The 12,875-nt window shown below is 41.6% G+C and carries 10 protein-coding genes; all 10 read right to left on the bottom strand.

What is annotated here, in order from left to right; all coding sequences use genetic code 11:
• Nucleotides 1–4: 4 nt before the first annotated feature.
• From ALKIM_RS0108850 to ALKIM_RS0108895, 10 genes are read right to left on the bottom strand one after another with little or no spacing between them, the layout of a single operon-like run.
• On the bottom strand, nt 5–3,103 hold the full coding sequence (locus ALKIM_RS0108850; protein WP_026474319.1) for an ATP-binding cassette domain-containing protein: 3,099 nt from the start codon (nt 3,101–3,103) through the stop codon (nt 5–7).
• A gap of 39 nt (nt 3,104–3,142) precedes the next feature.
• Nucleotides 3,143–3,523, bottom strand: a complete 381-nt coding sequence (locus ALKIM_RS0108855) for a DUF1987 domain-containing protein (protein ID WP_026474320.1) — start codon at nt 3,521–3,523, stop codon at nt 3,143–3,145.
• Between the two features lie 17 nt (nt 3,524–3,540).
• A complete protein-coding gene (locus tag ALKIM_RS0108860; RefSeq protein ID WP_044118241.1) occupies nt 3,541–4,104 on the bottom strand; it encodes a SiaB family protein kinase in 564 nt (187 codons plus the stop codon).
• A 41-nt stretch (nt 4,105–4,145) separates the two neighbouring features.
• Nucleotides 4,146–6,770 (bottom strand): PAS domain S-box protein, encoded by a 2,625-nt coding sequence (locus ALKIM_RS0108865; protein ID WP_026474322.1) that lies wholly within the window; start codon nt 6,768–6,770, stop codon nt 4,146–4,148.
• 6 nt (nt 6,771–6,776) lie between these two features.
• Complete coding sequence (locus ALKIM_RS18105; protein ID WP_044117842.1) at nt 6,777–7,550, bottom strand: GAF domain-containing protein; 774 nt, start codon at nt 7,548–7,550, stop codon at nt 6,777–6,779.
• Nucleotides 7,547–8,125: a chemotaxis protein CheB gene (locus tag ALKIM_RS0108875; RefSeq protein ID WP_026474323.1), complete on the bottom strand. Its 579-nt coding sequence runs from the start codon at nt 8,123–8,125 to the stop codon at nt 7,547–7,549. Before ALKIM_RS0108875 ends, ALKIM_RS18105 begins: the two co-directional genes overlap by 4 nt.
• Nucleotides 8,118–8,951: a CheR family methyltransferase gene (locus ALKIM_RS0108880; protein ID WP_026474324.1), complete on the bottom strand. Its 834-nt coding sequence runs from the start codon at nt 8,949–8,951 to the stop codon at nt 8,118–8,120. Before ALKIM_RS0108880 ends, ALKIM_RS0108875 begins: the two co-directional genes overlap by 8 nt.
• An 11-nt stretch (nt 8,952–8,962) precedes the next feature.
• Complete coding sequence (locus ALKIM_RS0108885) at nt 8,963–9,811, bottom strand: CheR family methyltransferase (protein WP_026474325.1); 849 nt, start codon at nt 9,809–9,811, stop codon at nt 8,963–8,965.
• 14 nt (nt 9,812–9,825) lie between these two features.
• Nucleotides 9,826–11,703, bottom strand: a complete 1,878-nt coding sequence (locus ALKIM_RS0108890) for a PAS domain S-box protein (protein WP_026474326.1) — start codon at nt 11,701–11,703, stop codon at nt 9,826–9,828.
• A 57-nt stretch (nt 11,704–11,760) separates the two neighbouring features.
• Entirely contained in the window at nt 11,761–12,840 is a 1,080-nt protein-coding gene (locus ALKIM_RS0108895; RefSeq protein ID WP_026474327.1) for a protein-glutamate methylesterase/protein-glutamine glutaminase, read from the bottom strand.
• Nucleotides 12,841–12,875 lie beyond the last annotated feature (35 nt).

Raw genomic sequence — 12,875 nt, forward strand, 5'->3', positions numbered from 1 at the left:
TGCGTTATACCTTCTTTTTCTTAAAAAGGTTTCTTTTTCCCCATTTGATGCTTCCGGCGTAGTTAAGGCCTTTTTTCAACAGGTCAAAATATAGCATAATATACATGATGAATGTCAATATCCATACCATAGTAATATTAAACCATAGTGTTTCGAAAAATTTTCCGCCGAAATGTTTCATTGGCGCGAAAAAGTGTGTTCGGAACGACCATGCTTTATCTGGCTCAGGCAGCTGATATATGGGGTCAGCCATTTGTACCAGATGATTGCCCTGACGAACAATTTTGTTTTTCTCAAATTCTCGGCGCACAATGGATGAAATACTCTCATTGTAATAATCGTCTTTTATACGATTAAAGCGCTCAGGGTTTGCATTCAGGTTTACAGTAATAAACTGGTCCTTAAGTCCATTGGCTCTTGAGAATACAGTGCGGTAGTGAGCCGTTAATCTGGTGATGTATTCGTCTGCTTTGTTGCCGGCATCAACAGTAAAGTTTTCGGGTGTAAAAGCATTCAATAGATCAAATCCAATCTCGGGAACACGACGCATCTCTTTTGCAATTTCGTTACGGAGTAATTGCAGGTCGTTTACATATTTCTTATCGCGACGGTCTTTTTCGTCGAGCACATGAACAGTACATTCTGTTAATAGTTGTCTCAACTCAGGCAGATAATGCACCTGTTTGAAGTCGGCGCGGCTCTCCTCCATCTCAATTTCAAAGAAGTTTTTCTTGAAATTGTTGTGCTTATATTGATGAACGATAATACCTTCATATATGTAGCGCGATGGCATGAACTCGGCAATTGCGGGCACTTTATCTACGCTGGTAAAATCTTTATTGAGTTTGTCGAAGGTAAACATGGCACCGCCAAGAACCATCTGCGGAATCATCACCAGTGGAATGAGAATATAGATGGTAACAATTGAGTTAAACGATGCCGAAAGTATCAGACCCAGTATGTTGGCAAAGGCAGCGATGGAAAAGAGTGCCAGCCAAAATTCAAAATACATGTCTCTAATTCCCAAAACATAGTTTCCTACGGCTACAAACAAAAGCATTTGAATGGCTGAAATAGAGAAAAGCAACAAAATTTTTGACCCCAGATAGCTTGAACGACTTAGCTTTAAGAACGACTCACGTTTTAGTATTTTGGCATCTTTGAAAATCTCTTCAGCACTGATTATCAGCCCAAAAAACAGCGCTACCACAATGCCCATAAATACATAAGGCGGAAGGTTTTCGTTTTCCCTAAAAATGTATATATCTGATGTAGGATCTGCAATGTAGCGTATCAGATAAGCCAGAATAAATCCCAAAAGCGGCGCTTCGAGCAAGTTTAATGCAATGTACTGGGTGTTACTGATTTTGGCAAAAAAGTCACGCAGCGTATAAATTTTAAACTGGTTAAACCATGAGGGAATATCCAGACTTTTGGGTGGAGGTGTTTTAATTTGCTCTACCGTAGGTATTTGATTCTCTTTTTTGTAGTGAACATGCCACTCTTCTGGAGATACTTTACGCTTGTTTGTGTAGTTTCCGTATTCGTCAATTACACTGGCATCTATAATGTTAAAAATCAGCTCAGGGTTCAGGTTTCCACAAGTGGGACACTCTCCCTGGTCGCTGTTAATTTGTGAATCGAGTTGTTTAAAGTAGATGAGTGATTCGCCCGGGTTTCCATAAAAAACTGGGTAACCGCCAGTGTCAAGAATAAACATCTTGTCGAACATTTTGTAGATGTCCGATGAGGGTTGGTGAATTACAACAAAAATGAGTTTTCCTTTAAGCGCCAATTCGCGTAAAAGGTTCATCACGTTTTCCGAGTCTCGTGATGACAGTCCCGAAGTAGGCTCATCAACAAAAAGAATGGCTGGCTCTCTGATGAGTTCCAGTGCAATGTTGAGCCGCTTACGCTGGCCACCACTAATCATTTTGTTGAGGGGAGAACCTACCTTCAGATGACGTCGTTCATACAGTCCGAGGCTCTGCAACGTATCGTCAACGAGGGATGTTAGTTCCTCTTCTGATTTGTTTTTGAAACAAAGTTTGGCATTATAGTAAAGGTTGTCAAAAACCGACAGTTCTTCAATGAGCAAGTCGTCTTGCGGAATAAGACCAATTACACCCTCCAGCTTCTCTTTCTCGGTATGCAGGTTATGCCCATTGATGAGCACCTCTCCTTCAGTAGGTTTTTCAATTCCTGATAACACATTTAGCAGGGTGGTTTTTCCTGCTCCCGAAGCACCCATTATACCAATGAGGCGCCCGTGCTCTTCGGCAAGGTTGATATCGCGCAAGCCAACAGCTCCGTTTTTAAATCTGAACAGCACGTTGTTTACCTCATAGGAAATACGTGCTGAATCGCTGTCGGCCAGAAACCTGCTTACCACATCGGTGTAGTAAATAGGCTTGCCTTTAGGGATGCGGATAAAACTTCCCTTTGGGAAGAGATATATCCGTTTGATGTTAATTGATAGGCCATTAAGAAACAGCTCCTGATCTCCGGTATAGCGCATGAAATACAAATCGGCACTTTTCACACGCAGGATAATGATTGAGCCGTTTAAACCGGAGGTCTGGATATGTTTGCTTAGTTCCTCGTTTTTGGGCTGGTCGTTAACCAGCATGAAATCAGCGCTGTTAAGTTTTTCAATATCCTGTTCGAGTACGAAAGCCTCTATGGCAGAGATTTCGTTTTTAGGAATTTTGAAAACATCGGCCACCGTGTTGATGATGGCCATTCGCTGATCTGTCAGTTTCATGTCCATGCTAATGAGTTCATACAAACGCACCAGCACGACCACTTTTTGTTCGCGGTTTAATTGTTTATTGATTTTTTTGCAGATGCCGAGGATTTTAACAGAGTCCTTCATTGAGGTCAGTTTTACTTTGCCCTCCTCTTCAGTATCTTTTCCATCCTCTTTGCTGGCCTCGGCCGAGTGTTTCAAAAAGAGTGCAAAATATTCTTCAACAGCCTCAGTATTAAGCTGCTGTTTCAGAAACGAGCGCACATACTCCGTCTCATTGGATTCAACGCCTCCATCCTGCTTGGTAATTAAACCAAACAGCTGCATTAATGCTTTTAGAATTTCTTCACTCATTCTTTAAAAAATCAATGGAACGCTTGTTCCTACCGGGAATTAGTCGGTGTAAACAATATAGTCAAATGGGATCTCCACAATGTCCGAATACTCCTCACCTGCCTCGAGCATGTCTTCTTCGTCCTCGTGGTAATGCCACTTAATCACAACTTCTTTTCCGCTTTCTACAATTTCTTCAAATTTGAGAAGAATATCCAGAATTACTTTTGAAGAAGCAGTGTTGAAGTACTCCAGTTTAAAATTAAATTCAGTCCGGTCATTTGGTTCTTTGGCGTACGCATCAATCCAGTCTAGAATTTGCTCATAAAACTGGTTAACGTCCTCAGGAAGAGAACGACCCGAAATTTCGAATTGACCGCTCGCCTTATCCAGAATCACGTTTGGGGTATCATCTGTTCCTTTGATGTTAATAATTTCCATAACTATCAGCGCTTTAATCAGTTTCTTTTAATTGTTGAGGTGAGGATAAAAAACGAAACTTTATCATTCAGTTCCTTAAATTGGTATCCCAGCTTGCTCCCGGTTTTCTTTGCAATATCGATAAATCCGAGTCCTGCACCACCTTTTTCAGAAATTGTGGTTTCTTTAATTTGTTGTTTGAACAGAGCAGAAAGTCCTTCTTTATCAAGGCTGTTGATGTGTTCCAGGTTTTTCTTAAGATCCGGTACTTTCTCGTTTTTAATGATGTTGCCGGTAATGATGTTGTAGGAGTCATCACCTTTGCTCACCATTACAATGCCGCGACGCTCCTCGTCTTCTTCACTAAGGGCATCGGCATGTTTGCTGATGTTTTGTAAACATTCGACCATTACATTGAAAACCTTTTTCTGCACAGTGTTTGATTCTGCACTTTTTGAAAGGCTTTTTTCAGTTAGGGAAGTAAAGGTTTTGGTTATTTCCTGTGTTACTTCACCCTCGTAAACCAAACTAATTTCGTTGGTTTTCATAGTCTTATAGAGTTGGTAAGCAAACTCCAGAAAACCTTGCTTCTCTTTTTCCATTTCGTTAATCATTCAATAATCAAAAAAGTATGTAAATATAACTACAATTCAATTCCTATCAATAGCACATCGTCAACTTGTTTTTCATCGCCCATCCATTCATAAAAATCTTTTGAAAAATGACGGGCAAAATGTGCCATACTGGTGCCTGCATTTTCGGTGAGGCTTTCACGAATGCGACGCGCCTGATACTTTTTGCGGTCAGTGCCTCCAATCTGATCCGGCAAACCATCAGAGAACACAAAAATTTGATCGCCTCTCTGATAGTTAATAACGTGATTTTCAAAATCTTTTTCAACTTTATTTCGAATTGGAATGCCACCAATTGCTTTTCGGGTTCCCTGGTATTCGTTAAGTTCGCCGTTACGAACCAAATAAAGTGGGCGGTGCGCACCTGAATAGTTTAGTATCTGTTTCTCCTGGTCGATGATGCAGAGAGCTAAGTCCATTCCATCGCGTCCAAGGGCTCCTTCCTGGTCTTGCTTTAGTGTGCTTCGAACCTGTTGATGTAATTCATCCAGAATTTGAGCCGCACTGTGGTCTGTTTGGGCGTTTACTATGTTGTTGAGCAGGAAGTATCCAATAAAGCTGATAAGTGCGCCCGGCACTCCATGACCGGTACAGTCTACGGCCGCCACGTATGAAATGTTATCTTTTTGGAAAAACCAGGGAAAATCACCGCTCACCACGTCTTTCGGACGATAGAAAATAAACGACCGTGGGAAATACCTCTGAATTATACGTGTATCAGGCAAAATCGACGTCTGAATACGTTGCGCATAATTGATACTGTCCGAAATTTTCTTGTTTTTCTCTTTGATGTCCGCTTCAATTTTCTTGAATTCGGTCATATCGTGCGCCACAAAGAGAATGGTTTCCAGCTCTCCCTCCTCTCCCAGTTCCGGGATGGCTTTAATCTGCATTATGCGCTCCCCGTCCATTGAGTTAATAGCCACTTCTGAGATGGACTGGGTCATGTACTCTCTGATATAGGCCAGGCTCTCCTGAACAAAGTCGATAAATCGGGTATCAATATCAAGTTCGTTGATACGTTTTTTCACCAGTTCGTGCGCCGGAAGGTTCATGAATACAGAAACGGCAGGGTTAACATATACAAGTTTACCCATTATATTTAAACGGATGATCATATCGGGTGAGTTTTCCGATAAGCTTTGCATCCGGCTCTTCATCCGTTCTTCTTTCTCTGCACGTTTTCTTTCAGTTATATCCTGGGTGTTGAAAATAATTCCCTTAATGGCAGGATCGTGCAGCAGGTTTTTTCCTTTGGTCTCGAGAAATAGTTTCTCGCCGTTTTTTCTGAGATAGGTATATTGCGCTGTTTGCTCGCCTCCAGGAGTATCAAGCAGATATTGAAAGAGGTTGTTAATGGTTTTTAAACCGCGTGGGGTGAGGATATCGGGATCCATACCCGTAATTTTGTCATCATCATTATAGCCCAGAATGCGTTTAACCGATGGACTTTCGAAAAGCAGTTCCTGCTCCTCACTGTAGATGGAGATAAATTCTGACGCGTTGGTAAGCAGCGCTTCGAGTCTTTTGCGTGAGTTGGCCACCTCTTGAATTTGTGACTCAAGCATTTTATTAGAACGCTCCAACTCCTCTTGTGCCGCAATCATTTCATGAGCGTTTTTACGGAGCTGGTCCTCGTTTTCGCGCAGCGCAGCAGTCATCTGTTGCGATTCAACAAGAAGCTGTTCGGTGCGGGTGGTAATTTTCAGGTTGTATATGGTTTGCCCAATGGTAGAACTAATTTCTGATGCAAACTGCAACATAAATCCAGGCACTTTGTCATCCAGAAAAGCCATCTCCATAACGCCTTGCAGATTCTCTTCCTGCTGAAGCGGTAATATAAGGATACTTCTGGGTTTTTGCTCACCCAATAAGCCGGAGGTAACCGTGTAATAATCCTCTGGTATTTCGGTACGGTAAATCATGGCTTTTTCGTACGCAGCGGCTCCAATGAGACCTTTTCCAATCTCCACCTCATTGAACTCAAAACGTCGTCTGCCGTAAGCGTACATGGCTGTACGTTTTAGCACCTGGTTGTTTAGTATATAAAATGCGCCTTGTATGGCACCTGTATAATTAATGATGGCTTTAATGGTGCTGAATGAGAGATCTTCAAGATTGTGTGCATTGCGCAGCAAATCTGAAATTTCCTCTTTTCCTTTGGTAATCCAGTTATGCTCTTCTTCTTTCTTCTTGCTTTTTCGAATATTCTCTCCAATGTCAATAAGGGTTTCTGAAAGAACATCTCCATTGGATTTTAACATCTCCCATTTGTTGCTCTTCAGTGCGCGGGCCAAATCGTAATTGCTACGGATACGGTTATTTAGCTCTTCTAGCTGATGTTGTGTGTCCGAAGTTTTAATTTTCACTTTGTTGAGTGAATAGAGAAGCAGTAAAGGAAAGGCTATAATTAGCACATTGACAATCCATACCGGTACAAATTTGTGTAGGTAGAGGATGTTTAATAAAGTCACCGGCAAATCGAGGAAAGCCAGAAATCCTGACCATGAGAAAAAGAGCAGGAATAATACGGAGAGCAGCAGGTAGTATCTCTCACGCATGTTGAGCACATACGGAGAAAATTGCTTTTTCCACTTTTTACTTATGTATTTTATGTTTAATGATTCTAACATCATCAATACTTATAGAATTCCTTTATCAATTAACTTTTCAGAAATGACATGCCACATTTTTTCAATTTCGGTGTTATGAAAGGTTATCATTTCCAGCAAATATTTACATTCGCCATTTTTAATTACCGGCAAAAGATATAAATAACCTTTTGAGGATGCTCCTAATCCGGACGATATTTGAAAATAGTCCTCCGGCAAATCCGCAACCAGCATTGGAACACCATCCGATACAGCCTGGCCGTTAAGACCTTCTCCGGCTGTAAATGAAGCAGGAGTAAAATCTTCGGGCAATGCATAGCTCTGTTCTACGTTAAAATGGCCTTTGGGTTCTGTTTCTTTGTAAAGAACCAATGCCCCTGCTTGAAATACTTCTGAGATTAAATGCAGAAGATGGTGCTTGTCTCCTTTTTTTATATCGTTACGGAATAGTTTGAGCATTACCTTTTCCTGATAAGATGCAAATTTTTGTGATGCGTACTCTTTCTCTTCGTATGCCGATAGCTTCTCCTGTAACTCTCGTTTTTGGTTCTCCCAGTCGGTCGTAGCATTTTTAAAATCTGCCTCTAAGGCAGAAAGTGCATTGTTGGTTTTGCGGTATTGATTATCGATAAGATAGATAGCCAATACGAACAGCATGAAGGTGACCGATTCAAGCATATAGAAATAGCCTGAAACAGAAGGTGGTGCTACCAAATATTTCACTACGGCCACCATCAATGCGATAAGCGCCGGAACATAGAGCTTCAAGAGCGCAGAATGCTTTTTTAGTATGTCAGTGTTCATTGTGGCAGAGCATTTAAAAATTCCAGAATTTGTTGGGGATCAAGAACCAAATCAGGTTGAAACAGTTGTAGCGCCGAACGTGGCATCGTATCAATGTCACACGATTTTGGGTCCTGAACAATGGTAAAGCCTTTGTTATCGGCAATCTCTTTTATTCCCCTGGCTCCATCTTTGTTTGCGCCGGTTAAAAGAATGCCCAACACCCGGTCGCGAAAAGCATACGCTGCCGACGACAAGGTATAGTCGATTGATGGGCGGCTGTGATTAAAACTCTCCTCGGTTGATAGTGCAATGGATCCGTCAAGTTCAAGAAACAGGTGGTAGTTGGATGGCGCCAGATAGACCGTGTTGGGTCGCAGCTTCGCCTTATCGTTGGGTTCAACCACCGGTATAACTGACTTTAGGCTTAAACCTTCGACCAAACCAGATCGTACATGCTTCAATCGGTGAAGACATAAAACAATAGGTATTTTGAATTCGGGGTTTATGCCAGCCAGAATATGCGATACAACAGAAAAACTTCCTGCTGAACCACCCATTACAATCACTTTATATGTCTGATCCTGATTATACATGATTGAAATTGCGTATTCTGGATGGTTTTTGGAATATTTTCTCGTTTTTATCGATGGTGATAAGCTCTTCTTGCAGAAAAGATGGCAGCTCCTCTTTTACGCCTATGGCTATGAATCCGCCAGGCATTAGTTTTTCAACCAACAAGCGGAAAGTATTATCAGTGAGCTTTCGATTGTAATATATGGATATATTTCGAAACAGTATTAAGCCAATATTCTCTTTACTGTTTTCCTGTGAATGAAAAGCCTCGTGCCTGCATTGAACAAGATTGCGGATTTGCTGCGAAACCGTTAGTGAATTGTTGCCAACCTCAAAGTAGGATTCGTAGTTTTCCTTATCTTCCAATCGTTTATAGTTGGTTTGATTAATGTCGTTGTGTCCCGGGTTTATTCTTCCTGCAGCAATGTTTTCACAGTTTTTTAACGATGTGTTGTTGCAGAGAATTTTGTACTTGTCTGACAATCCGGCCTCGTGAAGAATTATAGCGAGCGAAAATGCCTCTTCCCCACTTGCTTCATGCGGTAGCCAAAGTGTTTGGCAATCTTCAGGCAATTTAGGCATAACCTGATCACGGAGATGTCGCCAGAAAGCAGGATCCCGAAACATTTCCGTAGTTTCTACATTCATCAATGTTTTCACATCATCTCTGAAGGCACTTTTCGAAAGGTATTCGATGAACTGCTCTTTGCGGCGTATATGCAGTTGTTTACAAATCATGGATAGCCTTCTTTTGAGAAAGGCAAATGCATAATCAGAATAATCCATGTCAGGAAAATCTGCCATGGATGCTGTTAATTCTTTTATGTCGTTTATTCCAAGATTCACAATAAAACTATCTAGTATTTAAAATGAAATGTGTTTGTACGTTCGTAAACTGGGCCGTTTTTCGCAAATTTTGTTTTAAAAAAGCCGTTGATTGACTCATGTGTGCCCAGCACCATTGCCCCACCCGGGAACAGGGTGTCGTGAAATTTCTGAATTATTCTTGATTGCAGACCCGAATTGAAATAAATCAAAACGTTACGGCAAAATATTAAATCGAACTTATTGTAAAACGGCAAAGGCTGTTTTACCAAATCATGTTTTATAAACTTCGCTTTACCAAGTAAGGATGGCTTAACGGACATTCTGTCTTTTGACTCGTCGATATCAAAATATCCCAGGAACTTTTCCTTCGGAAGGTTTGGAAAGGCATCCTGAAAATTGTTCAGATATTTCTGAAAATTGAAATTGTACTTATATGAACCGCTATTGGCTACTTCAAGAGATTTTTTACTTATGTCTGTGGCATAAATTTCGCATTTATCGGCTAATCCCATTATATCCAACAATATGAGGTTGGAATATACTTCCTGACCCGATGAGCATCCGGCATGCCAGATGTTTATTTTTGGTCTGCTCTTTAGTGCCCAATAGACTTTTTCATAAAGATGTTTCCATACCGGAGGATCACGAAAAAGCTCTGTGGTGTTAACAGTAATTGCTTCTACCACAAGCTCAACAAACTCCTCGTCGGTGCGTGTTTTATAGATTAGTTCATCCAGATTCAGGCGATAATCCTGCATTATTTTCTGGATGCGTCTATCGATTGAATTATCTGAATATTCACAAAAATCATAGGGTGAACATTCCTTAAGTACTTGCAGATAATCCTTATATGTCTGTCTCTCTTCCCTATTCTGCATGCTTAAGGCTATTGTTAAAATAATTCTACTTCCACATTTTGAATAAATGCGGTATACGAAAAACTGTTGTCAACCTGGGCTTCGGAAAGCAGGAACAGTACCGGAACATCTTCACCGTATTTGTTTCTAATAGGAATTTCGCGTCTTTCGCCAATGATTTTGTTTCCTTCTTTGGTTACAAAGGCGGCTACAAACTCGTTGGTTTTGGTTGTTTCTTTAGAAAATAGCATCGACACACTTTGTCCCAGCACTTCTGAACGATCATAACCCCAAAGTTTCTCAGCTGCCGCATTGAAAAACTCGAGTGTGCCGTCATCATTGGTTGTGATGATGGCATCCAGCGCACCTTCAAGGGTTTTTTCATTGCGAATTTTTACTGCCTCAATCTCCTTGAATTGTTCTTTCATTTCGTTGCGCGCATCCTCCAGCATCATACCCAGCTCCTCTTTGCTTCGCTTAAGGGCTTCCTCCATTTCAACCTGTTCAGTGATGTCATTTTCGAGACTCAGAATCTTGAGAATGTCGCCATTGTGATCCATAACAGGACTATAGGTTGATAGCAGATATATCTCATCGCCTGATTTGGTGCGTCGTCTTACGCGTCCACGAAAGTTCTGACCATTTTGCAAATCAGCAAGAATTCTGTCGAGTTCTCCAACATCCTCTTTAAAGAAAAATATCTTCAGGTTTTGTCCTTCAACCTCTTCGGGTTTGTATTTGAATCTTTTCAGGAAGTTATCGTTAACGGACAACAGCTTTCCACTGATATCAAATTCACATGAGATGGCGGCATGGTCAATGGCTTCGAGAATTCCTTTTCGCTCTATTTCTCTACGGTCGCTCTCTTCTTGTGTTGCACGCATCTCTTCAAGGTTTTGGCGCAGCTCTTCCTCTTGTTGAGCCATTTTTTCAGCCTGAATCTGCGTCTCTTTTAACAGTTTGTTGGTCTGTATGTTATTTTTTACTGTGGCAATTGTTGCGGCAATACTTTCTGCAGACTTTTCAACCAACTCCACTTCAAATTTCTGAAGCACCTGAAAGGACGCCAGCTCAATTACACCATAGAGTTCATCGTTGGTTTTAAGCGGTACAATAAGTATTGTTCCCGGATTGGCCTCTCCCAGTCCTGAGGTAATGTGAATGTAATCGCTTGGGATGTCGGTAAGCAGTATGGTCTCTTTTTCGAGTCCGCATCGACCAATGAGCCCTTCGCCCCAGTTTATTGTTTTGTCTGTATATTTTCGCCTGTCGAAAGCAACGCAGGCAGTCATTTCAAAGTATTTGTCGCCGTTTTTGCTTTGGTTAAGCAGAAATACTCCACCCTGATTTATTTTCATGTAGTTTACCAGGTAGCGGATAATGTTGTATGAGAACTCTTCCAGGTTGTCATTCGATTTGCGAAGTATTTCGCCAAATTGGGCAAGACCTTGTGTCACCCAGGTGCGTTGCTCCTCCTCTACCCTTCTGCGTTCCTGTTCTGTTTTACTTTGCACCATAAATTCGCGCAGGTTAAGCAGTGCCTTAGTCATTGGGTCTTTCTTGTCCTCATTGGTGAGTGGTTCGTCAAGTTTGTCCTGTCTGAGGTTTTCGATAAATGACAAAACCATTTTGGTACGTCCGGCTTCTTTGAGGAGCTTATTCGTTTGTCTTTTAATAATGGCACCAAATTGTCGGGCTATATACCAAGTCATTAAAGCAAAAGCGAGCGGAAGTACCACAACACCCCACATACCCGGAAAGATACGGAATAGTTCGGCCAAGGTTCTGTTGGATTGGGCAAATGCCGGTGCATCAAAACTAAGCAGAACAATTATAATGGCAAGGATGAAACCCAATGCCACACTTTGCAGTGTAGATTTGGAAATCAGTTTTTTATACTTAATTTTTTTCATTATTTGCAAACTTGATAAATGATTCCGACAATTATACGTGACAGGTATAAATGGGTTTTAAAAGAATTTTTTGATAAGACTTGGGCCAATGTCACCAATACCCAAAATTTCTTTGGCAGCTCCCAGCTTTATTGCTTCTTTGGGCATACCGAAAACAACGGAGGTTTCCTGGTTTTGCGCTATTGTGTCTGCCCCTACTTCTTTCAGTTCTAAAAGCCCTTTGGCGCCATCTGCTCCCATGCCGGTAAGTAAAACGCCGGTTGCATTTTGTCCGGCATATCGGGCAGCTGAGCGAAAGAGTACATCAACCGAAGGACGGTGTCGATTAACCAGAGGACCCGTTTTAACTTCGACAGAATACTCTTTACCTACCCGCTTAAGCAGCATGTGGTGGTTTCCGGGCGCAATAAGTACACGACCTTGATAGAGACGGTCACCATCTTCAGCTTCTTTTACCTCTAATTCACAAATGTTGTTGAGGCTGTTGGCAAAAGAACGTGTGAAACCTTCTGGCATGTGCTGCACAATGGCTATTCCGGGCATTCGTGGGGGCAAGCTTTTCAGAAACAGACGAATGGCCTCCGTCCCTCCTGTTGAAGCGCCCAGTACAATAATTTTTTCAGTATCTACAATGCGATTCTTCAATGAAGAACGCTCAAGAATGATGTCGGCCGAATATTTGGGCTGCACCAGCTGTGCAACCGGGGGATTGTTTATTTTTAACCGCGACAGTTTTGCCTGAGATGCAGCTTTTACCGCATCGCAAAGCATAATTTTTGATTCATTAAAAAACTGTGCAGCGTTCATCGCGGGTTTTCCGATGATTTCTGAGGCTCCATATTCCAATGCTTTCATGGCCACTTCGGTACCTTCACTGGTAAGGGACGAAATAACGACAACAGGAATCGGATGCTGCGACATTATTTTACGCAGAAATGTAAGCCCGTCCATGCGTGGCATTTCAATGTCAAGTGTTATGACATCGGGCACTTCCTTCATTATTTTTTTTACAGCAATCAGTGGATCAGCAGCAGTACCCATCACTTCAATCTGGGGATCGCTCTCCAGAATTGATGTGAGGCTTTGACGCACCACAGCCGAGTCATCGACTATTAATACCCGAATTTTCTTATCCATAGATTGCTCTGATAAATGTTGAAATTAACATCAGG

Source organism: Alkaliflexus imshenetskii DSM 15055 (genome assembly GCF_000517065.1).
Classification (GTDB): domain Bacteria; phylum Bacteroidota; class Bacteroidia; order Bacteroidales; family Marinilabiliaceae; genus Alkaliflexus; species Alkaliflexus imshenetskii.

What these genes read in the sequence shown, in the direction of transcription:
- ALKIM_RS0108850 (WP_026474319.1), bottom strand. Translation starts at nt 3,103, where the DNA reads ATGAGTGAAGAAATTCTAAAAGCATTAATGCAGCTGTTTGGTTTAATT.
- ALKIM_RS0108855 (WP_026474320.1), bottom strand. Translation starts at nt 3,523, where the DNA reads ATGGAAATTATTAACATCAAAGGAACAGATGATACCCCAAACGTGATT.
- ALKIM_RS0108860 (WP_044118241.1), bottom strand. Translation starts at nt 4,104, where the DNA reads ATGGAAAAAGAGAAGCAAGGTTTTCTGGAGTTTGCTTACCAACTCTAT.
- ALKIM_RS0108865 (WP_026474322.1), bottom strand. Translation starts at nt 6,770, where the DNA reads ATGATGTTAGAATCATTAAACATAAAATACATAAGTAAAAAGTGGAAA.
- ALKIM_RS18105 (WP_044117842.1), bottom strand. Translation starts at nt 7,550, where the DNA reads ATGAACACTGACATACTAAAAAAGCATTCTGCGCTCTTGAAGCTCTAT.
- ALKIM_RS0108875 (WP_026474323.1), bottom strand. Translation starts at nt 8,125, where the DNA reads ATGTATAATCAGGATCAGACATATAAAGTGATTGTAATGGGTGGTTCA.
- ALKIM_RS0108885 (WP_026474325.1), bottom strand. Translation starts at nt 9,811, where the DNA reads ATGCAGAATAGGGAAGAGAGACAGACATATAAGGATTATCTGCAAGTA.
- ALKIM_RS0108890 (WP_026474326.1), bottom strand. Translation starts at nt 11,703, where the DNA reads ATGAAAAAAATTAAGTATAAAAAACTGATTTCCAAATCTACACTGCAA.
- ALKIM_RS0108895 (WP_026474327.1), bottom strand. Translation starts at nt 12,840, where the DNA reads ATGGATAAGAAAATTCGGGTATTAATAGTCGATGACTCGGCTGTGGTG.